This is a genomic window from Actinomadura sp. 21ATH, assembly GCF_041951345.1.
Lineage (GTDB): Bacteria > Actinomycetota > Actinomycetes > Streptosporangiales > Streptosporangiaceae > Spirillospora.
The window spans coordinates 197,710-219,231 of the sequence record NZ_JBGNUR010000009.1 but is presented as its reverse complement, the minus strand read 5'-3'; the positions used below and the strand labels follow the sequence as shown (position 1 = coordinate 219,231).

22 protein-coding genes are annotated in these 21,522 nt (G+C 72.7%); 13 read left to right on the top strand and 9 right to left on the bottom strand.

Going from position 1 to position 21,522, the window contains the following annotated elements:
- Window positions 1–8: 8 nt before the first annotated feature.
- The 4 genes from ACA361_RS25725 to ACA361_RS25710 all read right to left on the bottom strand — a co-directional run bounded on the left by ACA361_RS25725 (window position 9) and on the right by ACA361_RS25710 (window position 2,533).
- Entirely contained in the window at window positions 9–479 is a 471-nt protein-coding gene (locus ACA361_RS25725; protein ID WP_375015851.1) for a S26 family signal peptidase, read from the bottom strand.
- On the bottom strand, window positions 476–1,027 hold the full coding sequence (locus ACA361_RS25720; protein ID WP_375015850.1) for a TlpA family protein disulfide reductase: 552 nt from the start codon (window positions 1,025–1,027) through the stop codon (window positions 476–478). Before ACA361_RS25720 ends, ACA361_RS25725 begins: the two co-directional genes overlap by 4 nt.
- Entirely contained in the window at window positions 1,024–1,572 is a 549-nt protein-coding gene (locus ACA361_RS25715) for a MauE/DoxX family redox-associated membrane protein (protein ID WP_375015848.1), read from the bottom strand. Before ACA361_RS25715 ends, ACA361_RS25720 begins: the two co-directional genes overlap by 4 nt.
- 202 nt (window positions 1,573–1,774) lie before the next feature.
- On the bottom strand, window positions 1,775–2,533 hold the full coding sequence (locus ACA361_RS25710) for a BTAD domain-containing putative transcriptional regulator (protein WP_375015846.1): 759 nt from the start codon (window positions 2,531–2,533) through the stop codon (window positions 1,775–1,777).
- Between the two features lie 209 nt (window positions 2,534–2,742).
- On the opposite strand from ACA361_RS25710, the gene ACA361_RS25705 reads away from it, so the two are divergent.
- Window positions 2,743–4,041 carry a hypothetical protein gene (locus ACA361_RS25705; protein WP_375015844.1) on the top strand — a complete coding sequence of 433 codons (1,299 nt, stop codon included), beginning with the start codon at window positions 2,743–2,745 and terminating at the stop codon, window positions 4,039–4,041.
- Here ACA361_RS25705 and ACA361_RS25700 read toward each other — a convergent pair.
- The 3 genes from ACA361_RS25700 to ACA361_RS25690 are packed head-to-tail and all read right to left on the bottom strand — an operon-like array spanning window position 3,932 to window position 5,786.
- A complete protein-coding gene (locus tag ACA361_RS25700) occupies window positions 3,932–4,579 on the bottom strand; it encodes a hypothetical protein (RefSeq protein ID WP_375015842.1) in 648 nt (215 codons plus the stop codon). The genes ACA361_RS25705 and ACA361_RS25700 overlap by 110 nt on opposite strands.
- Window positions 4,576–5,154 (bottom strand): hypothetical protein, encoded by a 579-nt coding sequence (locus tag ACA361_RS25695; RefSeq protein WP_375015841.1) that lies wholly within the window; start codon window positions 5,152–5,154, stop codon window positions 4,576–4,578. Before ACA361_RS25695 ends, ACA361_RS25700 begins: the two co-directional genes overlap by 4 nt.
- Before the next feature lie 8 nt (window positions 5,155–5,162).
- On the bottom strand, window positions 5,163–5,786 hold the full coding sequence (locus ACA361_RS25690) for a hypothetical protein (protein ID WP_375015839.1): 624 nt from the start codon (window positions 5,784–5,786) through the stop codon (window positions 5,163–5,165).
- Window positions 5,787–5,930: 144 nt separating this feature from the next.
- Between ACA361_RS25690 and ACA361_RS25685 the strand changes: the two genes are divergently transcribed.
- Together ACA361_RS25685 and ACA361_RS25680 are read left to right on the top strand one after the other, a co-directional pair.
- Window positions 5,931–6,389, top strand: coding sequence for a hypothetical protein (locus ACA361_RS25685; RefSeq protein WP_375015837.1), 459 nt, complete (start codon window positions 5,931–5,933; stop codon window positions 6,387–6,389).
- A 74-nt stretch (window positions 6,390–6,463) separates the two neighbouring features.
- Window positions 6,464–7,654 carry a S8 family serine peptidase gene (locus ACA361_RS25680; RefSeq protein WP_375015835.1) on the top strand — a complete coding sequence of 397 codons (1,191 nt, stop codon included), beginning with the start codon at window positions 6,464–6,466 and terminating at the stop codon, window positions 7,652–7,654.
- A gap of 168 nt (window positions 7,655–7,822) precedes the next feature.
- Here ACA361_RS25680 and eccCa read toward each other — a convergent pair whose 3' ends face one another.
- Entirely contained in the window at window positions 7,823–11,833 is a 4,011-nt protein-coding gene (eccCa, locus tag ACA361_RS25675) for a type VII secretion protein EccCa (protein WP_375015833.1), read from the bottom strand.
- Window positions 11,834–11,966: 133 nt separating this feature from the next.
- Between eccCa and eccD the strand changes: the two genes are divergently transcribed.
- The 7 genes from eccD to ACA361_RS25640 all read left to right on the top strand — a co-directional run bounded on the left by eccD (window position 11,967) and on the right by ACA361_RS25640 (window position 19,160).
- Complete coding sequence (eccD, locus tag ACA361_RS25670; protein ID WP_375015831.1) at window positions 11,967–13,397, top strand: type VII secretion integral membrane protein EccD; 1,431 nt, start codon at window positions 11,967–11,969, stop codon at window positions 13,395–13,397.
- Between the two features lie 4 nt (window positions 13,398–13,401).
- A complete protein-coding gene (eccB, locus tag ACA361_RS25665; protein ID WP_375015829.1) occupies window positions 13,402–14,844 on the top strand; it encodes a type VII secretion protein EccB in 1,443 nt (480 codons plus the stop codon).
- A 221-nt stretch (window positions 14,845–15,065) separates the two neighbouring features.
- Entirely contained in the window at window positions 15,066–15,386 is a 321-nt protein-coding gene (locus ACA361_RS25660; protein ID WP_375015828.1) for a WXG100 family type VII secretion target, read from the top strand.
- Between the two features lie 32 nt (window positions 15,387–15,418).
- Complete coding sequence (locus ACA361_RS25655) at window positions 15,419–15,709, top strand: WXG100 family type VII secretion target (protein WP_375015826.1); 291 nt, start codon at window positions 15,419–15,421, stop codon at window positions 15,707–15,709.
- 107 nt (window positions 15,710–15,816) lie between these two features.
- Entirely contained in the window at window positions 15,817–16,356 is a 540-nt protein-coding gene (locus ACA361_RS25650; RefSeq protein ID WP_375015824.1) for a hypothetical protein, read from the top strand.
- A gap of 31 nt (window positions 16,357–16,387) precedes the next feature.
- Window positions 16,388–17,503, top strand: a complete 1,116-nt coding sequence (locus tag ACA361_RS25645; RefSeq protein ID WP_375015823.1) for a hypothetical protein — start codon at window positions 16,388–16,390, stop codon at window positions 17,501–17,503.
- Window positions 17,504–17,705: 202 nt separating this feature from the next.
- The gene (locus ACA361_RS25640) at window positions 17,706–19,160 is read left to right on the top strand and encodes a S8 family serine peptidase (protein WP_375015821.1); all 1,455 of its coding nucleotides are present in this window, start codon (window positions 17,706–17,708) and stop codon (window positions 19,158–19,160) included.
- Between the two features lie 131 nt (window positions 19,161–19,291).
- On the opposite strand, the gene ACA361_RS25635 is transcribed toward ACA361_RS25640, so the two are convergent.
- Window positions 19,292–20,152: a hypothetical protein gene (locus ACA361_RS25635; RefSeq protein ID WP_375015819.1), complete on the bottom strand. Its 861-nt coding sequence runs from the start codon at window positions 20,150–20,152 to the stop codon at window positions 19,292–19,294.
- Between the two features lie 175 nt (window positions 20,153–20,327).
- Between ACA361_RS25635 and ACA361_RS25630 the strand changes: the two genes are divergently transcribed.
- The 3 genes from ACA361_RS25630 to ACA361_RS25620 all read left to right on the top strand — a co-directional run bounded on the left by ACA361_RS25630 (window position 20,328) and on the right by ACA361_RS25620 (window position 21,522).
- On the top strand, window positions 20,328–20,549 hold the full coding sequence (locus ACA361_RS25630; protein WP_375015817.1) for a hypothetical protein: 222 nt from the start codon (window positions 20,328–20,330) through the stop codon (window positions 20,547–20,549).
- 275 nt (window positions 20,550–20,824) lie between these two features.
- Window positions 20,825–21,220 carry a YbaB/EbfC family nucleoid-associated protein gene (locus ACA361_RS25625; RefSeq protein ID WP_375015815.1) on the top strand — a complete coding sequence of 132 codons (396 nt, stop codon included), beginning with the start codon at window positions 20,825–20,827 and terminating at the stop codon, window positions 21,218–21,220.
- Window positions 21,217–21,522 carry a hypothetical protein gene (locus ACA361_RS25620; protein ID WP_375015814.1) on the top strand — a complete coding sequence of 102 codons (306 nt, stop codon included), beginning with the start codon at window positions 21,217–21,219 and terminating at the stop codon, window positions 21,520–21,522. Before ACA361_RS25625 ends, ACA361_RS25620 begins: the two co-directional genes overlap by 4 nt.

The following is a 21,522-nucleotide window of genomic DNA, read 5'->3' as shown; positions in this document are numbered from 1 at the left end:
GTCCGTGTTCAGTGCAGGGGCGCCTCCCTTCTTCCGCGCCGGGCGCGGGCGGCTGCTCGGCGCGTTCCGGGGCGGGACCGCGGGAGCAGGAGGTGGGCGGCGACCCCGATCACGCGGTCCCGCGGAACGCAGCCCCATTGCCTGGAGTCGAGGCTGTGCGGCGAGTCGCCGAGGACGACGACATGGCCCGCGGGCACGGATTCCGTGCCGGCCGTGGTGACCTGGGGCGGGATCGGATCGCCGGCCAGCGCGGTCACTCGCTTGACGTACAGCCCGCCCCCGGGACCCCTGAGCGCGACGATGTCTCCGGGACGGGCGAACCGGCCCGGCAACCGGACCATCAGCAGCCGGTCGCCGTCGGCCAGGGCGGGCCTCATGCTGCCGCCCTGGACGGTGACCAGGAGCAGCAGGCGCCTGCTCAACGCCAAGCCTCCGGTGGCGAGCGCCAGCCCGGCCAGGACGCCGCGCCGTCCGCTCACGCCGGTTCCGCCTCGCGGGCCGGTGCCGGGGCGGGGAGCTGCGCGCAGGAGACGGCGTTGGCCGTGACCGTCCCGCCGTCGACCCGCAGCAGCGTAGGGAAGGCGTCGACGCCGAAGACGTCGGCGGCCGGGGCGGACCGGTCCTCGACCACCACGAAGGCGCGGTCGTCGAACGGCTCCGACAGCCGCGCCGCCTCCTCCGCGCCGCCCGCGATGAACGCGACGCAGGGCCCGGCACCGGGTTCCCGGGCGAGGCGGGCGAACTCGGGCAGCTGCTCCCGGCAGGGCGCGCAGCCGGTGTCGAAGAACCCGATGTACGCCGCACCGGTGCGCAGCATCGAGGCGTCCACCGTGCGGCCGTCCCGGGTGGTGGCCGAGAAATCCGGCAGCTCGCTCCCGACCGGCGGGTGCGCGGCCCGCGCCGGCCCGGCGGGGACGAGGTCGGCGAAACGCGCCTCGTGCTCCTTGAGCCGGCGGACGACGCCGTAGGTGAAAACGAGGTTGATGAGTCCCATGACGGCGACCGCGATGGTGATTCCAGTGCTCATCCTCTGTCAACGCTCCTTGTGGCCGGCCGGGGCCGGATCAGCGAGAAGAATTCGGTGAACGACGCGAGCAGGAACGCCCAGAAAACGCCGAGGGGAATGGCCGGGGCGATGGCCTCGGCGTCGAACGCGTGCCGGCCGTGCGCCGCGAGTCCCAGGGCGCCGGCCGCCATCGCCAGCAGGATGGAATTCCTGTAGACATGGGCCCTTCCCATGGGTTCGCGGGTGCGGCCGAAACAGCTGCACGCGGTCCGGTCCCCGCGCCGTACCGACCGGACCACCACCGCCGTGAACGCGGTGAGCGCCAGGACGGCCGCCGCCGGGCCGTGCACGCCGAGGCGCGGGTCCAGCAGCAGCAGAGCGGTCACGAACTCCGCTCCCACCACGGACGCCGCGACCGGCGGGACGGCCCGTTCGGGAACCGGGCCGAGCGAGTGGATCGTGGCGGCGAAGTCCCGCCGGGCACGCGCCCGGTGGACCTTGCTCACCGCCGCGAAGAGGAAGACGGCGGCGAGGGCGATCCGGAGGGAAGCGTCGGCGAACGCCATCCCGCGCCTCCTCTCCTGCCCTGGGCGCCGCGGCCCGGTCGAGTGGAACCGATCACGGAAAAGGTGCGGTGCCTGGAGGAACGCCGTCAACGAGGATCTACCGCCGCTATGCCGGTCGTCTGCCGGACGGGACGCGCGACAAGGCGTGCGACGAGGTACGGAAGGGGCAGGGACGCATCGGGGACCGGCGCCGGCCGCCGGATCAGCGCCGGGGCGAACCGCGGTGCGGGGCCGTCCCGGCGCGCCCGGCGATGATCGCCTGCTCGGTCCGGACGAACGCGGCACTGGGCGTGAGCCCCAGCTCGTCACTGAGCCGCCTGCGCAGGTCGCGCGCCGTCGCGAGGGCGTCGGAGCGGCGGCCGGAACGGCAGAGCGCGACCATCAGGGCCAGGCGGAGCCGCTCCCGGAACGGATGCGTACGGACCAGCGCCACCAGCTCGGGCACCACGCTGTCGTGGCGCCCGCATTCGAGTTCGGCCCGCATCCTGAGCTCGACGGCCAGCAGGCGGCTCTCGTCGAGCCGCGCGGCGGCGGCGTCCAGCGCCGGGATCCCGCGCGTGTCCGCCAGCGCGGGGCCGCGCCACAGGCCGAGGGCCTCGCGCAGCGTCTCGGCCGCCGCCTCCGCGGCGCCCGATTCCAGGTCGCAGCGGCCCTTCTGGACGAGGGCCTCGAACAGGTCGGCGTCGAGTTCGCCGGGTTCGACGAGCAGCCGGTAACCGCCGGCGCGGGTCTGCAGCGTCGCCCCCTGCCGGTCGCAGAGCCGGCGGCGGAGCTCGCACACGTAGAGCTGCACGACCTTCTTGGCGCTGGGCGGCGGGCACGGCCAGAGGCGGGCGCAGAGTTCGGCGGTCATCACCGCCGTTCCCCCGGAATCGAGCAGCAGGGCGAGAACCGCGCGCACTTTCGAGGGCCGGATATCGACCCATTCCCCGTGGTGCCGGATCTCCAGCGGTCCCAGCATCCGGTAATGCGGACCGGACCGATTCGCCTTCGCGTTCGGGCTCGGCGATTCAGAAAAAGCACTCATGGCGCGCGGGGTGTCTCGCTCTTCGTGGGGGCGATTGCCGCGATCCTATTGCGCGGCGAGAAATGCCGGCCAGGGCCCTAGGACCTCAGAGAGTTCGGGCGTGTGCGGGCTGCGTGACGTGGCGGGTCTGTAGCATCTGGCGGGTGCTGGGAATTTCGGCGCGTTCGCCGCTCGTCCTGCCCTGGGCCACGCTCGTGCTCGCGGGGCGGTTCGTGCTGCCGCTCGCGCTGTGGTTCACCGTGGGGGAGCTGCTGCGCTTCGGGGTGCTGCAGGGCGGCTACCGGCTCAGCCAGGTGAAGGGCCTCGCCGCGAGCGTCGCGCCGCTGCTCACCGTCAGCCTGCTCGTGATGATCACGCTGGGCGTCACGGTGGCGATGGTGCACTGCGTCCGCGAGGGGCTCGCGGTCGTGCACGCGCGGGAGGACGACGGCGAGCTCACCCCGTGGGCCGTCGGCAACGACGAGCGCGTGAGCGGCGCGATGAGCCGGGCCGTGCTGCCGTTCGTGATCTTCTACCTGGCGTGGGGGATGCAGAGCGAGGACGCCAAGGAGTTCGCGGCGACGGCGCAGAGCGAGGGGTTCGCGGAGGGCGGGCTCCAGGGGCACATCGAGGGCCTCGGGATGCTCCTGGAACTGGAGCGCCACCTCGCCCTGGCCATCGGGCTCACGGTCGGGTTCCTGGCGCTGAAGCTGCTCGCCGAATGGCTGCTGCAGGACCGGCTGCCGACGTCCGGCGGCGCGGTGCTGGCGTTCTTCGAGGTCAATTTCGCGCTGTTCGGCATCTTCACGATCGACGAGCTGCGCAAGGCCGCGGGCGACTGGATCACCGACCGGGAGGTGTGGCAGGCGCTGACGGACGCGACCGGCCCGCTGCTGGACCTGTGGCCGCCGTTCCGGTACGCGGTGCTGGGCGGCCTGCTCTGGCTGGTGATCGCCGGGGTGATCCTGGGCCTGGACGCCGGCGACGAGCGCGTCGTGCTGGGGAGCGGCCGCGCCGCGCGGCGCTTCACCCGCGAGGCGGGCATCGAGCGGCACAACAGCCCCCGCGAGATCCTCACCCGCGGCATCCGCGACCTGGTCGTCCCCGCCTGGTACGGGCTGCGCCTGGTGCGCCGCTCGGGGGTGGTGCCGTTCGGGGCGTTCTGCGCGCTGTTCATGGGCCTGTACGTCGCGGAGGACCTCGTCAAGCGGCAGGTGTTCGAGCTCATCGGGGCGCACCCGCTGGAGTGGTGGCTGCCCCGCCAGGGGATGGTCGGGTTCGGCACCGGGATGGTGTTCGAGATCCTCCGGATCTGCCTGCTCGCCGCGACGTTCAACCTGGTGATGGCCAGGGTCAACGCGCGAAACGCAGCAAAGGCAGTGGGCCCTTCGGCTGGGAGTGCTCCGGCGGCCGCACCTCAAGGGCCACCGAGTTCGCCTTGGAGCGGGGCAGCGCGACCGTGACGGTCAGCCTGGTCGCCGCACCCGGCCGCGGCTGGGTGAGCGTGGAGCCGCGGCCGGACCACACGTGCCCTTCGGAGTCGGTGACCCGGTAGCCGAGGCCGTACGAGGTCAGCAGCTTGGCGCCCGCGTCGTTCATCGGCTTCACGGCGACGGCCAGCCGCAGCTCCGCCACCTCGGGGCCCTGGCCGAGCGGGGGCCCGGCGACGGACTGCGCGTACAGCCGCCACCGCACGTTGTTCCAGGTGGCGATCGTTCCCCGCGGAACGGTGGTGACCTTCTCGGGCCGGTCCCGGGTCACCTTGTCGGCGAGGTCGTCGTCGACGATCCAGCGCAGGCTCAGCAGGACGGGGATCAGCGTGATCAGCGCGATGGCCTCCAGGACGCGCCGGTCCCGCGGGGACAGCACCTGCCGCCGCTCCTCCGTCTCCGCCGGCGCGGCCTCGCTGGCGGGGTCGGGACGGGTCCGCTCGAACGGGTCCTCCTCCCCGGCGGACCCTCCGGCCGGCTCGGGCGGCCGGTACGCGTGGCGGCCCGTCATGGCCGCGCCGCCCGCGGATCGTACCCCTCGGCCGCGCCCCTGAGCAGCGCGGCCGCCTTCGCCCCGGTGAGGCCCAGGTCGATGTCCGCGGCGGCCGAGAGCTGGGGGAGCAGCCCGCCGGTGCCGACCACGAGCCGCGCGCCCGTGACGGCCTTCCGGGGAAGCTCGAAGACGTACGACGACCTGGACCAGATCATCGGCTGGTAGTCGTTGGCCGTCGGCGCGCTCACCCCGGTCCGCGGCCCCGGCCGGAACGTGAGCCCGCCCGGCGTCTCCAGCACGACCGACTGGAGCGTGAGCGGCTCCTTCATGCTCATCGCCTGAAAACCGACGACGAGGAAGATCCCCTCCGTGCGCTCGGGGGCGCCGAGGGTGGACCTGAGCGAACGGGCCGCGACCACGCGATCCACCCGTACGCGGAAGTCGCGGGTGGAGACGACCGCGCCGACCCTGCCCTCGGTACGGATCGGCTCCAGCTCCTCGGCCTGCACGCCGGGGCGCACCGAGTACAGCCACATCGCGGTCGCCAGCAGCGCGGTGCCGACGATCGCGGCGCCGCCCCGTACCAGGATCATCCGGGCCTTCATCCGGCCGCCACCGGCAGCGTGAGGCGCCCGGCCATCCGGCCGCGCTCGGTCTGGACCCGCCACTGGTACGTGCTGTCGGAGAAGCCGGGCTCGTACTCCCAGTTCCGGAGCCCGATGGTGAACTGCTTAGGCGCGTCCGCCGGGCCCGCCTTCCACATGACGGACGCTTCGACCGGCAGCCCCGGCTGGACGTAGGTGGTCTTCGAGCCGGCGGCCAGACCCTCGATCTCGTCCGGCCTGACCCACTTCCCGGCCTTCGTCCGGGCGGCGATGCCGCCGCCGAGGCCGCCGATCCCCAGGGACGCGGAGTCGTTGCCGGTGTTGACCACGCGCATCCGCACGACGATGAAGCGCTGCCGGGCGGTGCCGAGGCCGGCGTCGAGTGTCGCGATCCGCGCGTCCCGTACGGTCACCGTGAAGCGTCCCTGGTCGATCGGTTTCCCGGCGGGCTTGACCGGCTGGCGCGGCGCCTCCTTGAGGCCGCCGGTCACCCACAGCACCGCGACCAGCAGCGACACCGCGGCCGCGACCGCCGGCGGCACGACGAACCGCCGCCGCGGCCGGTCCTCGGGAGGAGGCCCCGGCGGGGGCGGTGCGAACGCGGGAGAAGCGGCGTGCACCCGCCAGATGGTAACGCCCGCTTTACCGACCTCCCGCGCGAACAGGGACAAATGTCTGCAACGGCCGCCGCGTAAGCCCCGGTAAGGCCACCACTGGTCACTATGCTCCACAGACGCGGAACGACCACGGAGGGGAAGGCCGGTTTGACCGAGTTCTCTAGTGCGGACCTGGACCGGGTCCTTGCCGACGCCCGCGAGACGCTGGCGGCGATGCGCGCCGACGGCGAGATGACCACCGAAGGGGTCGGCACGGACGCGGCCGGGCAGATCACGGTCACCGCCGAGCGCGGGCGACTGCGGAGCGTCGTTCTGGAGCCGGCGGCGCTGGAGCTGGAGCCCGCGGAGCTCGGGGAGCGCCTGGTGGCGGCCGTGAACGCGGCGCTGGACGATCTGCGCCCGAAGTCCGGCGGCACCGGAACGAGGCCGAAGGCCGCCAAGAAGAAGCCGGCGAAGAAGAGCACCGCGAAGAACGGCGCGGCCGCCGACCCGGAGCCGGCGGGAACGGCGGGAACGGCGGGAACGGCGGAGCAGGGCCTCCAGCAGATGGAGCAGATCACCCAGGCGATCAACGACGCGCTCGCCAAGATCGGCGGCGGCCGGTGACCCGGCGGGGACGGACGCTCGCGATCCCTTAGAGTCGTGTTGCCGTTCCAGAGGGGCATCGGGAGATCACAAGCATGCGCGTAGCGGGACTCGTGGCCGGCGCCGGATGTGTCGTGCTGACCACGGCGCTCGCACCGCCGGTGCTGGCGGCGCCGGCGGCCGCGCCGGCGCAGTGCAATCCGGCGCAGGGCCAGCCGGCGAACCAGATCACTCAGCAGCCGTGGCCGCAGCAGCGCCTCGACTTCCAGGAGGCGTGGAAGGTCACCCGCGGTGAGGGCGTGACGGTCGCGGTCGTCGACAGCGGCGTGAGCGCGAACCACCCGCAGCTGCGCGGCCGGGTCGTCGCGAGCTTCGACGCCACCAAGACCACTCCGAACGACTGCTTCCAGCACGGCACGGAGGTCGCCGGCATCATCGGCGCCGCCGACCACCGGCAGTCGCGCGGGGTGCCGTTCGTCGGGGTGGCGCCGGGCGCGAAGCTGGTCAACGCCAAGTTCACCGCGGGCGAGAGCACCAGCGACAACACGCTGCTGCCCAAGGCGATCGAGTGGGCCGCCGACCGCGCCCAGGTCATCAACGTGTCCGTGGCGGCGCCCGACACCCCGGCGCTGCGCAAGGCCGTGCTGTACGCGCAGAGGAAGGACGCGCTGATCGTCGCCGCCGCCGGCAACGTGACCGACCAGCAGCGGGGCCAGGAGCAGAAGGCGTACCCCGCCAGCTACCCGGGCGTGCTGTCGGTCGCCGCCGCCGACGTGAACGGCACGATCGCCGACTTCTCCAACCTCAAGACGCGGGTGGACGTGTCCGCGCCCGGCCAGGGGATCGTCTCGACCGGCCCGACCGGCTACATCGGCGGCCTGGGCGGTACGAGCTTCGGCGCGCCGTACGCCTCGGGGGTGGCCGCGCTGGTCCGCTCACGGCACAAGGACCTCACGTACCAGCAGGTCATCGACCGGATCAAGGCCACCGCCGAGGGCGGCAACGGGACCGGCAGCGGCAACGGCATGATCAGCCCGATGCAGGCGGTCACCGGGCTGGTGGAGCCGGGCCAGGCCGGCGCGGGCGCCCGCCGGGCGGCCGGGCCGATCGACATCGGCGGCGAGCTCCCCGAGGACGGCCGCACCCGCGGCATCGCCGGCGTGATCGCCGCCGCGACCATCATCCTGGCCGTGCTCGTCGCGTTCGGCGGCGCGGTCGTCCCCCTGGGCCGCCGCCGCGGCTGGCGCCCCGGCCGCGCCCGCGTGGCCGCCGGCGACAAGGACTGACACCGACTGGCACCCGCACCCGCCTTGGGGGGTCGAGGGGGCGGAGCCCCCAGCAGGGGGTGCGGGGGACGGAGTCCCCTGCCCCGGGGAGTGGTGCCCGTAGCGAGGAACGAGCGCAGGGTGCCACCCCCCGGGGCGGGGGTGTGGGGGGGTCGCCCCCCCACACGGTTACTGCTCGCCCATGTAGGCCGTCTGGATCAGGCGCTTGCCCGTGCGGCGGTCGACGAACGTGCCGCGGCCCGGCGGCAGCGGCGACGGCCGCACGTCGCCGAACAGCGCGCCCTCGTCCTTGCTGCCGGACATGACCAGCGCCGGGCTGGCCATGTCCTTCAGCCGCTGGACGACCGGGTCGAACATGGCCCGGCCCGCGCCGCCCATCGAGCGCGACAGGATGACGTGCAGGCCGATGTCGCGGGCCTGCGGCAGCAGTTCGGCGATCTGCGCGATCGGGTTGCCGGACGGGGTGGCCACCAGGTCGTAGTCGTCGATGACCAGGTAGAGGTCCGAGCCCGTCCACCACGAGCGGTTGCGCAGCTGCTCGGGTGTCAGGTCGGACGGTGGGAGCCGCGCCACGAGCGCCCCGTTGATGTCCTTGAGCAGGCCGTTCGCGGCCGTGGACGACGCGGCGTATCCGATGACGTGGTCGCCCTCGGCCACGTCGAGCAGCGCCCGGCGGTAGTCGACCATGATCAGGCGGGCCTCGTTCGGGGTGTTCCGCGCCTTGATCGACTGGACGAGCAGCTGCAGCAGGTTGGACTTGCCGCACTCGTTGTCGCCGACGACCACGAAGTGCGGGTCGTTCTCCATGTTGAGCAGGACGGGCGACAGCGTGTCCTCGTCGATGCCGATCGGGATGCGCTTGCCCGTGTCGGCGGCCTGCGGGAGCTGCGCGGCGGGCAGCACGTCGGGCAGCATCCGCACCGGCGGCGCGCCCGGCCGGCCGCGCCAGCCCGCCCGCACCGTCTCGACCAGGTGCCGCATGCCGTCGGCCACGTCCTCGGTGGTGGCGCGGCCGTCGATGCGGGGCAGCGAGGTCAGGAAGTGCAGCGACTCGCGGCTGAGGCCGCGGCCCGGGCGGCCCTCCGGCACGTTCACCGCCAGCTTGCGGTTGATCTCCGACTCGTACGGGTCGCCGAGCTTGAGCTCCAGCCGGGTGCCGAACAGGTCGCGGATCGTCGTGCGGAACTCCGACCACTTGTTCGTGGCCGCCATGATGTGGATGCCGAAGCCCAGGCCGCGCGCGGCCAGGTCGGTGATGGCCGACTCGACCTGCTCGAACTCCGACCGCACCGTCAGCCAGTTGTCCACGACGAGGAAGACGTCCCCGAACCCGTCGCCGGGGATCTCCCCCGACGCCCGCATCCGGCGGTACGCGGAGATGCCCTCGATGCCGCGCTCGGTGAAGTACCGCTCGCGGGCCTCGATCAGCGCCGTCACCTCGGCGACGGTGCGGCGGACCCGGTCGGGGTCGAGGCGGGTGGCGACGCTGCCGACGTGCGGCAGCCCCTCCAGCCCGGCCAGCGAGCCGCCGCCGAAGTCGAGGCAGTAGAACTGCACCTCCTGCGGCGTGTGCATGAGCGCCAGCGAGGTGATCAGCGTCCGCAGCGCGGTCGACTTGCCGCTCTGCGGCTGGCCCGCGACGCCCACGTGCCCGGCGGCGCCGGACAGGTCCAGCCACATCGGGTCGCGGCGCTGGTCGAACGGGCGGTCGACGATGCCCGCGAACGCGTGCAGCCGGCCGCGGCCGTCCCAGCCCGCGGTGGTGAAGCCGAACTCCTCGGTGTGCTGGAGGTTGGGCAGCACCTGGTCGAGCGTGCCCGGCGCGTCCAGCGGCGGCAGCCAGATCTGGTGCGGCTCCGGCCCGGCGTTGGCGAGCCGCCCTACGACCAGGTCGAACAGGCTCTCCTTGGGGCCCTCGTCGGCCGGCTTGGCCTGCTGCGGCTGGTCGGGCTGCTGCGGCGGCTGCGGCGGCCGGATGTAGTCGGCGCCGAACGCCACGATCTGCGGCGGCGTCGTCCGCTGGGCGGCCTGGCCGTTCTGGCCGCGCTGCCCGTTCTCCGGCTCCGGCTCGTACGGGCCGGACACGTACGCGGCACGGAACCGCGTCATCGTCTCGGTGCCGACCTTGAGGTAGCCGTGGCCGGGCGCCTGCGGCAGCTCGTACGCGTCCGGCACGCCCAGCACCACCCGCGACTCGGCCGCGGAGAACGTCCGCAGGCCGATCCGGTACGACAGGTGCGTGTCCAGCCCGCGGAGCTTGCCCTCCTCAAGGCGCTGCGAGGCCAGCAGCAGGTGCACGCCCAGCGACCGGCCCAGCCGGCCGATCATGACGAACAGCTCGGCGAAATCCGGCTTCGCCGACAGCAGCTCGGAGAACTCGTCCAGCACGATGAACAGCGTCGGCATCGGCTTGAGCGGCGCGCCCTGCTCGCGGGCCTTCTCGTAGTCGCGCAGGGAGGCGTAGTTGCCCGCCGCCCGCAGCCACTCCTGGCGGCGCACCATCTCGCCGTGCAGCGCGTCGTACATGCGGTCGACCAGAGGAAGCTCGTCCTCCAGGTTCGTGATGATCGCCGAAACGTGCTTGAGGCCGTCCATGCCGAGGAACGTCGCGCCGCCCTTGAAGTCGACGAGCACGAAGTTCAGCGTCTCGGACGAGTGCGTCATCACCAGCCCGAGCACCAGCGTCCGCAGGAACTCCGACTTACCGGCACCGGTCGCGCCGATGCACAGGCCGTGCGGGCCGAAACCGCCCTGCGCGGCCTCCTTGATGTCCAGCTCGACCGGCCGGCCCTCCGGGTCCACGCCGACCGGGACGCGCAGCCGGTTCCGCGGCGCCCGCGGCTGCCAGGCCGTCCGCGGCTCGATCGCGCGCGGGTCGCCGACCTGCATCAGCGTCGTGAGCGTCGTGGACGCCGACAGCACGTCCAGCTCCTCGCCGCCGCCACCGCCGGACGCGGCGCTCGCGCGCAGCGGGGCCAGCTGCCGCGCCAGGCCGTCCGCCTGGATCACGGTGAGCTGATCGGGCCGCCCCAGCATGGTCGGCACGTCCTTGCCGGTACGGTCCCGGCGCAGCATCGCCATCTTGTCGGCGGCGACCCGCAGCCGCAGCATCGTGTTGTCGGCCGTCGGGTTCACCGAGTTCCCGCCGATGTCGATGACGCACACGCCCTCGATGCCGTCCGCGCCGATCTGCGAGTCAGGGGTCACCTGCCCGCCGTCCACCACGATCACGTGGTACGGCAGGTCGTTCGGGGACAGCCCCGGCGTGAACCGCGGCCGGTCCTTCAGCTCGCCCGCCAGCATCGACTCCAGCATCGACAGGGTGGGCGCGATCAGCCGGACCGGGCCCGCCGCGTCGTTCTCGGTGGGGTGCATCGCGTGCGGCAGCCACTTCACCCAGTCCCACTGCGGCAGCGCCTCGCGCGACGCGCACACCGAAACCCGCACGTCGTCGGGGGAGTGGAACGTCGCGATCTGGACGATCATCGCCCGCACCATGCCGCGGATCACGTCCGGGTCCCCCACCGGCATGATCCGCGAGAACGACGGCATCGACGCGGCGATCGGCAGGTTCGGCACCGTCGAGTGCGCCCGCACGAACCGGCGCAGCGCGCCCGCCGTCATCGGCTCCAGGTCCTCGATCGGCTTGGTCTCCGGCGGAACCACCTGGACGGCCAGCTTCTGCGGGCCCGCCCCGATCCGGATGTTGCCGAAGTCCTGGTCGGTGGGGCGGCGCTCCCACAGCCGGGCGCTCATCACCAGCGACCACAGCGACTCCGGCGGCGGGCTGTTCCACTCCAGCGCCTCGCGCTGCTGCTCGGCGGCCCGCCGGACCTTGCGCCGCGCCTGCGACAGGTAGCGGTAGTAGTCGCGCCGCTCGCCGTTCAGCTTGAACTTGCGCTCGCCGGAGCCGCGGCCCATCTGACCGATCATCATGACGCCCATGGCGATCGCCATGCCGCCACTGCTGATCATCATCATCGGGTTGCGGGCGCCGCCGCCCAGGAACATCAGCCCCATCATGACCGGCATCACGATCATCGGGACGTACATCAGCACCTGCTGGAAGCCGCCGCTCTGGGCCTCGGGAAGCTCCGGAGGCGACTCCAGTAGGATCTCACCCTTCGGCGTCGGCGGGGCCTGTCTGCGCTGCTGCCGCCGTACGAGGACGGTACTCACGTGGGGGTTCCTCCGGGGGGCCTCATCTGATCGTTCGGCGAATCGGTGCACGCCACATAGGCATCGGACGAATCTAGCGGTTGATTTCGCTTGATCGGAGCGAACATTCTAGGCTCCGCGCTGTGACCGCCAGGTGTCACCACCAGGGAGGACTGGACCACTCGTGAACTCGCCGGCTGCCCCCCCGCTGTGCAGGGTGACGATCGTCGCGCCGCGACGCCGTGTCGACCTGTCCATGCCGACCGACGTGCCCCTGTCGTACATGCTCCCCACGCTGCTGCGCGCCGCGGGCGAGAACCTCGCCGACGCGGGGCTCGCCCACTCCGGCTGGGTCCTGCAGCGCCTGGACGACGCCCCCTTCGACCCCGCGCGGGACCTGAGCGCGCTCGGCGTCCGGGACGGGGAGATCCTCTACTTCCGGCCGCGGTCGGCGCAGCTGCCCGAGCTGGCGTTCGACGACGTCGCCGACGTGATCGCCAGCGGAATCAAGGACCGCTCGGACCGCTGGCGGCCCACCACCACCCGCGCGTTCGGGATGGGCGTCGCCGCGGCGGCGCTGCTGGTCGGCGCCGCCGTCATCGCGCTGTCCGGACCGCCGTGGATCCTCCCGGCGATCGCCGCCGGGATCGTGGCGCTCATCACGGTGGTCGCCTCCGGCGCGCTGTCCCGCGCGTTCGGCGACGCCGGGGCCGGCAAGATCCTCGGGTACGCGGCGCTCCCGTACGCGTTCCTCGCCGGCCTGCTGGCCCCGGCGCGCAGGACGCTGGAGATCACCGAGCTCGGCGCCCCGCACATGCTCGCCGGCTGCGGCGCGCTGGCCCTGACCGCCGTCATCGCCGCCTTCCTGATCGTCGACGGGCTCCCCACGTTCCTCGGCGTGGCCATCGCCGCGATGCTCGGCGCCATCGGCTCGGTCGTCGCCTTCTTCGTCGACGGCCTGGAGCCCGCCGGGATCGCGGCCGTCGCCGCCGTCATCGCCATGGCGTTCACCGCGGCCATCCCGGCGCTGGCGTTCCGGCTGGCCCGGCTCCCGCTGCCGCCGATCCCCACCAGCGCCGAGGACCTCAAGAACGACACCGAGACCGTGGACGGCCGCAGCGTGCTGGCCCGTACCGGTGCGGCCGACGCGTTCGCGACGGGGCTGGTCGCCTGCATCTGCATCACCGCGCTCGGCGCCCTGTTCTTCCTCTTCACCGCCGACGGCTGGGCGGCGACGGCCACCACCGCCGCCATGTCGCTGTCGCTGCTGCTGCGCTCGCGGGTCTTCCGCAGCGTCGCCCAGCGGTCCTGGCTGATGGTCTCCGGGCTCACCGGGCTGGCCCTGCTGACCATCGGCACCGCGCTGGACCACGGGCAGGCCGTCTCGCTCGCCGCCGCCCTCGTCCCGCTGCTGCTGATCGGCGCCATCGTCGTCGGGATGGTGATGTGGCTGCCGAACAACCGCCCCACCCCGTTCTGGGGCCGGGCCGGCGACATCGTCGACATGATCGTCGTCATCACGCTGATCCCGCTGGCGCTCTGGGTGCTGGACATCTACGCCCGCGTCCGCGGTCTGGCGGGCTGACCCGATGCAGAACCGCCGAGACCTCTATCAGGCGCACCGCCTGATGATGCAGCGCGTCGGGCTCGCCCTGCTGAACGGCGAGCCCGACGTCGCCGAGTCCCCCATGCGCCGGCTCTCCGTCGGCGTGCTGATCGGCGTGGTGATCGCGGTCGTGCTGGCCGGCGTCTTCGGCATCTGGGGCATCCTGCGTCCCGGCGGCGCCAAGGGCCTCGACCAGGGCGGCGTGATCATCATCGAGAAGGAGACCGGCACCAAGTACGTCTTCGACACCAACTCGAAGAAGCTGCTGCCGGTCGCCAACTACGCCTCCGCGCTGCTGGCCGTCAACAAGAAGGGCGCGCAGACCCGTACGGTGTCGCGCAACTCGCTCACCAGGTACGAGCGCGGCCCGATGATCGGCATCCAGGGCGCCCCCGACTCGCTGCCCGCCGCCAAGCAGCTGCTGCGCGGCCCGTGGTCGGTGTGCGTGCGCGAGGCCGACGCGGGCAACGGCGTGAAGCGCCCGATGACCGCGCTGGCGGCCGGCCGGAAGATCGGCGGCCGCGCCCTCCCGGCGAACGAGGCGCTCGCCGTCCAGGCCGCCGGCCAGAACTGGGTCATCTGGAAGGACCGCCGGATGAGCCTGAAGATCCCGGCGGCGCAGGTGTCCGCGCTCACCGGCGGCGCCCAGCCCGCGCAGGTCGCGCCCGTCTGGCTCAACTCCATCCCGGCGACGGGCGACTTCGCCGCGCCGCAGGTCCCGGGGCAGCGCGGCAAGGCCGTCCGCGGCCCCGGCGGCCAGCCCTCCAGGGTCGGCCAGGTCTTCAAGGCCAACACCGGCGGCGGCGTCAACTGGTACGTCATGCTGGAGGACGGCCTGTCGCAGATCTCCGAGACGCAGGGCCGGATGCTCCTCATCGACCCGGCGACCAAGGCCGCGTACCCCGGCCGGCTCGCCGAGGCGCTCCCGACCGACCTCCCGTCGGCCACCTCGATGCAGTCCCGGACCCGCCTGTTCAGCGACGCGCTGCCGCCGACCATGCCGAAGTTCGTCTCCTGGACCACGACCGACCCGCTGTGCGCGGTCTACTCCGGCGGGAACTCCGCGACCGCCCAGCTCACCATCGGCGGGAGCCTTCCGGCCCCGTCCCAGACCGCCCTCGGCGCGGGCTCGGCCGGCGGCGGGTCGTCGGTCGACCAGCTGGTGCTGCCGCCCGGCGGCGCGTCCCTGGTACGGCTCACCCAGAGCGGCGGACAAACGAATACCGCGGGCGCCGCCGGATCGTTGTCCATCATCAACGACCAAGGCATTCGATTTGCCATTCCGTCCGCCGAAATTGCGGCCAATCTAGGTTATGACGCAGCGCGGGCCGCTCCGGTTCCCGCGAGTGTTCTACATCTCATCCCCGCAGGTCCGGCGCTGGATCCCAAGGCCGCTGCGATGCCCGTACAAAGGGCGGGAGCATGAGCACGGCGTGGCTCCTTGCGGTTGCGGTATGACCGAGGAGTCAGAGAGTTGTGATGGTCAATTGTCTCGACAATGCCAGTGTTACCCCGTATCGTGATCGAGTAATTTGGGTCACCGGAGGCGTCCCCCTAGCACTCTCTCCCCGCCGAGGCGTGCGCTGCCGGTTGTCCACGGGGGCTTCACAGGACCGCGTGATTCGCGCATAGCAACGGAGGTGAACCGTGAGCCAGCAGTCGGCACAGGACAGAGAGGCCATGGGCCAGGCGGCCCAGAGGATCGAGGAGTCCGCCGGGATCGTCAAGGGCCTGATGACCAAGCTCGACGGCCAGAAGGCGCAGCTGATGGCCGGCTGGCAGGGGGCGGCCGCAGGCACCTTCGACCGCGTCTTCAACGAGTTCCAGACGCAGATGGGCAAGGTGCAGGAGCAGCTGGAGGCCATGCACGGCAAGCTCACCAGCACCAAGATCCAGTACGAGGCGACCGAGCAGGAGCAGGAGGACGCGGCCAACAAGATCGCGCAGCTCCTGAACGGCACCACCTGATCGCGGCCCGGATCTGACAGCGGAGGAATCTGATGAGCTACACCAAGGCCAACTTTCCCGCCCTGCAGCAGGCCCAGGCGGACTTCACGCTCGCCTACCGCGCGCTGGTCGACGAGCTGGACGACCTGGAGAAGAACCTCGAGAGCAAGCTGAGCTCGTGGGAGGGCCAGGCCGTGGAGGCGTACTGGATCCACAAGCGCGAGTGGGACAAGGCCGCCGCCCACATCGGCACGGTCCTCAACCAGCTCGGGGTCGTGATCGGTGACGCGCACTCCAACTACACCGGCGCCGAGCGCGCCAACTCCGGCATCTGGGGCGGCTGACCCGTCCCTGCGCGTGACGCCGTGCGAGGCCCGTACCCGCGCACGGCGTCGCGCTTCGGCGGGTCCCGCGGTCACACGGAACGATCAGAGGCGAGGGTGAGGGTGGCGTGAGCAACTACAACTACTGCAGCTGCGACAACTGCATGGCGAACATGTCGCCGGAGCGGGCCAACGAGCTCTACCAGCATTACAAGGCCGAGGGTGAGCTCGCCGACCACCCCGAGCTGCAGCACCGGTACGTCATCACCAGCCAGGGGGACGCGCCCAACGTCGCGGACTACAACGGCCAGAAGCGCACCACCGAGCCGAGCGACACGTGGGGCAAGAAGGCGGAGGACGGCTACGACGTCGACCCCGACGAGCTGCGGAGCCTGCGGATCACCATCCTCAACGAGCTCGACGACCTCAAGGGCCAGCTGGGCGGCGTCAGGAACGTCAAGGGCTTCCAGGCCGACAAGGTCGGCGGCGGCGAGATCGGGCAGACGTGGGTGAACATGGCCACCAACGCCTCGTCGGTCTTCGGCACGAACTTCGACAACATCATGGCCAGCATCGAGGCCGTCGCGGAACGGCTCAAGGCCGCCGCCGACGCCTACGAGCTGGCGCACGACAAGACGCAGCAGTCGGCGGGGAACGTCCAGGTCTAGGGCGTGGTGCAACTGCGAGAGGGCGAAGACGATGGGTGAGCAGTGGCGTAAGACGAACGTCTACCACGACAAGGCGGAGGCGAATCCGCAGGCGCCTGGCGACATCAAGTTCAGCCAGGTCAAGGAGCAGCTGAAGAAGATCGACGCCAAGCCGGTCACGGACGCCTCCGACGCGTACATCAAGGCCGCCAACGCCCTGGCCGCCTACACCACGACGCTCGAGGGCTACGCCGACAAGCTGATCAAGCACTGGAAGGGCGAGAACGCCCAGAAGGCCCTCGACCAGCTGGAGCAGGTGCACCGGACCGCGCGCAGGATGTCCGACATCAGCCTGCGGACGTCGAACTCCTTCGGCTGGTACGGCAACGAGATCCTCCCCTGGTACAAGTCCGTCGGCGAGACGATGGAAGACGGCTGGGACGACGACGACTCCGACGACAACCGGTGGGCCAAGGAGAAGATCGAGAAGCTGTACATGCGCACCGCGGAGGCGCACAACAACACTCCGCAGGAGGTCGAGGAGGACCTTCCCGACCGGCGCGGCGGCAACGAGGAGCCCCCGCCGTACGGCGGCGGCGGCAACCCTCCGGGCGGCGGCGGCAACCTGCCCGGCGGCGGCCCGGGCGCGATGCCGACGGGCGGCTCCGGCTTCGACGGCGGCAAGTTCCCCGGCGCCGACAGCGGGCCGTTCGCGACGGCCGACAACAACCGCAACCCGCACCTCGACCCGGCCTCGCTCGGTAGCGGCAGCAACCTCTCCGGCATCGGGAGCGACGGTGGCTCCCCGTCGTTCGGCGGAGGCATGGGCGGCGGCAGCAACCTGTCGAGCATGGGCGACCCCGGCGGCATGCCCTCCGGCGGCGGCGGTGGCGGCGGTCTGCCGTCCGGTGCCGGCGGTGGCGGCGGCAACTTCCCGGGCGGCGCCCCGGGCGGTCTCGGCACGGCCGGCATGAGCTCCGGCATGGGCGCGGGCGGGATGCGCGGCGCCGCGGGCGCCGGGCGCGCCGGCATGCCCATGGGCGGCATGCCGATGGGCGGCGGCCAGAACAACCAGAGCGAGCAGGAGCGCGAGCGCACGACCTGGCTCACCGAGGACGAGGACGTGTGGGGCGCGGACGACGACACCGCGCCGCCGGTGATCGGCTGATCCACGCCCGGACCGCGCCGATCGCCGCCGATCCCGCCGATCGTGCTGATCGCGCCGGACCGAACGCCCCGGTGACGCGTCGATGTCGCCGGGGCGGCCGCTCGCCCGCCCCGGCCGGCGGTACGGTGTCGGACGCGCGCGCCGCGGAGCGCCGCGCGCCCACATCGCTTGCAGGGAAGCTCGCCGCAGGGAAGGGTGCATTGTGCGACGGCTGATTCGGTTCGCCTCAGCGGCGTCGGCGGTGGCCCTGGCCACCGCGCCGGCCACCGCGGTCCCGGCCTCGGCGGCGTCGGCGGCGTCGGCCTCCGCGGCCGCTCCCGTGAGCGCGCGCCAGTGGTGGTTCGACACCTGGGCCATCGAGAGCCTGGTGTGGCCCAAGACCAAGGGCGCGGGAGTGACCGTCGCGGTCCTCGACGGCGGTGTGGAGACCCGGCTGCCCGAGTTCAGGGGCGGGGTCGTCCCGGGCAAGGCGTTCCGCATCGGCGGGGACGGCGGCACCGACACCGACGACGCCGGGGAGTTCGGCCACGGCACCGGCATGGCCAGCCTGATCGCGGCGCGCGGCGGCCGTACCGGGTTCATGGGGGTGGCCCCCGAGGCCAAGATCATGCCGCTGGCGACGCCGGGCATCTCGGACTCGTCCTCGCCCGAGGCCATCCGGTACGCCGCCGACCACGGCGCCAAGATCATCAGCATCTCGCTGGGCAGCACCGCCGGGTCCTACCCGCACCAGTGCCCGCCGGAGCTGCTCCAGGCCGTCGGCTACGCGGCCCAGAAGGACGTCATCATCGTGGCCGCGGCGGGCAACGAGGGCGCCAGCGGCAACCGGCCGAGCTTCCCCGGCTCCTGCCCCGGCGTCGTCGCGATCGGCGCCATGGACAACCGGGGCCAGGCGTGGGCGAGCACCCAGCGCCAGGACTACGTGACGCTGTCCGCCCCCGGCGTGAACATCGCCGCGCTGAGCCAGGACGGCCGGGTCTGGCCGAACGGCAACGGCACCAGCCACGCGACGGCCCTCGCCGCCGGCGCGTTCGCGCTGCTGCGCAGCGAGTTCCCGCAGAAGTCGGCCCGCGAGATCGTCCAGCTGGCCACCAACACCGCCAAGGACTTCGGTCCCAGCGGCAAGGACGACCGCTTCGGGTACGGGACCCTGAGCCTGCGCACGGCGCTGACCCGGCAGGTCCCCGCGAGCGCGCCCAACCCCGTGTACGAGCGGCTGGACGCCGCGCTCGCGCAGACGAAGAAGCGGCCGGCGAAGGCGGGCGGCGGTGACACGGCGGCCGAGGAAGGGTCGTCCGGGATGAGCCCGCTGCTCCTGGTGGGCGGCGGTGTCGTGGTCGTCGGGGCCGTCGCGCTGGTCGCGTTCCTCTTCCTGCGGCGGGGCAAGAGCGCCGGTTCGCGGGCGCCCGCCGGGTCCGCGCCGCCTCCGGGATTCGGCGGCCCGGCCGGACCGAACGCCCCTGGCCCGTTCGCGCCCGGAGCACCGCAGCCACCCGCCCCCGGCGCGGCCGCACCGCAGCCCTCCTACGGAACGGGTGCGCCGTCGGGATACGGAACGCCGCAGTCCCCGCAGCCTCCCATGGGCTACGGCGCGCCACCGCCCCCGCAGCAGCAGCAACAGCAGCCGCCGCAAGGCACACCGCCTCCGCTGACCTGATGCGGTGACCGAGAGCGTTCACCGCGTTCACCTGCCGGCCCGCTGTGTCGACTCGTGGCGTGTCCGCCTTTCGCGGCGCTCTTGGAGAGAGACACGCCACGAGTCAACGTCTGGGGTGGCCCGGCGGCGGGTCAGCTGCGGCAGGAGGAGCAGGCGGTCAGGGCGGCCAGCGCCTCCCGCGCCGCCGCCTCCGCCCCGGTGCGTGCCGTCGCGCTGCCGGCGGGCCGCGCTCCGCCGTCCTTGCCGTCCTGCTCGTCCGCGGGGTGGACGGCGTGCACGTACCCGACCGTCACCAGCACGTTGCCGTCCCGGACGGTGACGGCGACCTTGCCGATCCGGGTGAACGAGCCGTCCGACCGGGTCGGCCTCGCGAACGCCTCGTCGCCGAACCCCTTGAGAGGGAACGGGCGGTCGAGTTCGAGGCGCACCGGCCCGCCCGTCGCCTTTCCCGCCCCGGAGAGCGCGGCGCGCCACTCGCTCTCGTACGCGCTCCCGGCGAGCGCGGTCGCGTCCGTACCGTCCCGGTCGAGCATCAGCCGCATCTCGACCTCGAAGCGGTACGCCGAGAGCGTCCCGTCCGGCCCGCTCGCCGGCCGCTCCTTCCACTCGCAGACGCCGAGCCGTTCCCCGGCCGCCGCCTCCCGGCCGGGTGGCCGGAGCGCCGCGGCCCTGGGAGCGAACCGGTCGAGCGTCCCCCGGGACAGGACCGAGCACGCGTCGGGCAGCGCGGCGTACCGCGGCTCGCTCCGGGAAGCGGAGCCCCCGTCGAGCCCCCACAGGATCGCGCCGCCGGCCAGCACCGCCGCGGCGATCCCGGCGCCGAGGAGCGGCGGCCGCAGGCGGAAGCCCGGTTTCCGGGCGGGCGCGGCCTCCGCGATGGCCGGCTCGCGGTGCGCGCCGCCGTCCGGCTCAGGCTCCGGCGGCAGCATCTCGGGACGCGGCGGCCGCGGGGGCGGCGCCGCCGCCTCCCGGGCCGGGCCGTCTTCGGTCACGAGCGCTCCAGATTCGTCCACGGTGCATCGACGGCACCGACATTAGAACCTCACCGGAGGGCCGCGAACGGAACCGTCCACGCACGGAAGCGCAAGTTGCGCCGAGTGGTGCCCGAGGTGACAATGGCCGCTCGCCGCGGGACGCGGGACGCGGGGGCACGCGACAGGAGGAAGCATGAGCACGGAGGATCCCGAGCGCGCGGAGGTCTCCCGGCGTCTCAGCGCCTGGCACTACGAGTGGGTCGAGCGGCACGGGTTCGACCTCGACGACGACGCGGCTACACCGGAGGCCGTCGCCGAGTACGAGCGCGGCGCGCGCGAGATCATGGGCCTGGACCCCGAGACCGGGCTGCGGCCGGGCGCCGCCCCGGTACGGCGCCGCCGCCGTGAGGGCTGACCAGCGCCCCGCCCGGCTCGTCCGGCGGAGGGCGGTGAGCGAGGTACGTGAGGCATGTCACCGGCGCCGCGTGAACGCGCCGCCGAACCGGCCCGGCCCCCGCCGCGTCTCATGCCGAGAGATCATGGCTCCCGTTCCCCGCCAGAACACCCCCGTGACGGTCGGCGACACCGAGGTTGCGACGGGTTGGTTCGGGCGGGAAGATGGCAGATCATCGCGACCATGGGGGCTTGCGGGCTCGACTGTGAGAATCGGTTCGTAAGGAGTTCTGCCGGATGCGTGAGGAATGGCAGGCGCACATCGACGAGCTGCTCGAGAAGTACAGCGAGCAGCGCGAGCGGCTGAAGGACATGCAGGCCAAACTGGCCGCGGTCAGCGCCACCGGTGAGGCCGCCGACGGCATGGTCAAGGTCACCGTCGGCGCCCAGGGCCAGCTCACCAAGGTCGAGCTCGACCCCCGCGTGTACCGCAAACTCGCCTCCGAGGAACTCGCCGAGGCGGTGCTGGCCGCGTCCCAGGACGCGGTCCGGCAGACCGAGGGCCAGCGCCGGGAGGCCATGGCCGGTTCGGTTCCCCAGGAGGTGCTGGACGGCGACTTCGGCAAGCTGCTGCCGGACGATCCCACCGACATCGACGCGGTACGGGCACGCTACGGGCTGCGTGCCAAGTGAGCCCCGGCGGTGAGCTGGAGGTCGAGCGGGACCAGCTCAAGCAGGCGGGCGGCGGCTTCAAGGACGGCGGCCAGGCGCTGCGGGCGGTGGGCACCAAGCTCGACGGCATCCTGTCCGGCGAGGGCAAGTGCTGGGGGGCCGACGAGACCGGCAAGGCGTTCGAGCAGGACTACCTGAAGAACGCCGAGGACGTGCTCAAGATGATCGAGCAGGTCGCCGAGAACATCGTGCAGATGAAGCAGGGTATCGACGAGATGGCCGGCACCGTGGGGGACGCCGAAGACGCCACCGGTGGTGCCTAG

Coding starts and splice junctions, on each gene's coding strand:
- ACA361_RS25630 (WP_375015817.1), top strand. CDS start 20,328: ATGAGCACGGAGGATCCCGAGCGCGCGGAGGTCTCCCGGCGTCTCAGC.
- ACA361_RS25715 (WP_375015848.1), bottom strand. CDS start 1,572: ATGGCGTTCGCCGACGCTTCCCTCCGGATCGCCCTCGCCGCCGTCTTC.
- ACA361_RS25710 (WP_375015846.1), bottom strand. CDS start 2,533: ATGCTGGGACCGCTGGAGATCCGGCACCACGGGGAATGGGTCGATATC.
- ACA361_RS25720 (WP_375015850.1), bottom strand. CDS start 1,027: ATGAGCACTGGAATCACCATCGCGGTCGCCGTCATGGGACTCATCAAC.
- ACA361_RS25655 (WP_375015826.1), top strand. CDS start 15,419: ATGAGCTACACCAAGGCCAACTTTCCCGCCCTGCAGCAGGCCCAGGCG.
- ACA361_RS25625 (WP_375015815.1), top strand. CDS start 20,825: ATGCGTGAGGAATGGCAGGCGCACATCGACGAGCTGCTCGAGAAGTAC.
- ACA361_RS25645 (WP_375015823.1), top strand. CDS start 16,388: ATGGGTGAGCAGTGGCGTAAGACGAACGTCTACCACGACAAGGCGGAG.
- ACA361_RS25700 (WP_375015842.1), bottom strand. CDS start 4,579: ATGACGGGCCGCCACGCGTACCGGCCGCCCGAGCCGGCCGGAGGGTCC.
- ACA361_RS25680 (WP_375015835.1), top strand. CDS start 6,464: ATGCGCGTAGCGGGACTCGTGGCCGGCGCCGGATGTGTCGTGCTGACC.
- eccB (WP_375015829.1), top strand. CDS start 13,402: ATGCAGAACCGCCGAGACCTCTATCAGGCGCACCGCCTGATGATGCAG.
- ACA361_RS25695 (WP_375015841.1), bottom strand. CDS start 5,154: ATGATCCTGGTACGGGGCGGCGCCGCGATCGTCGGCACCGCGCTGCTG.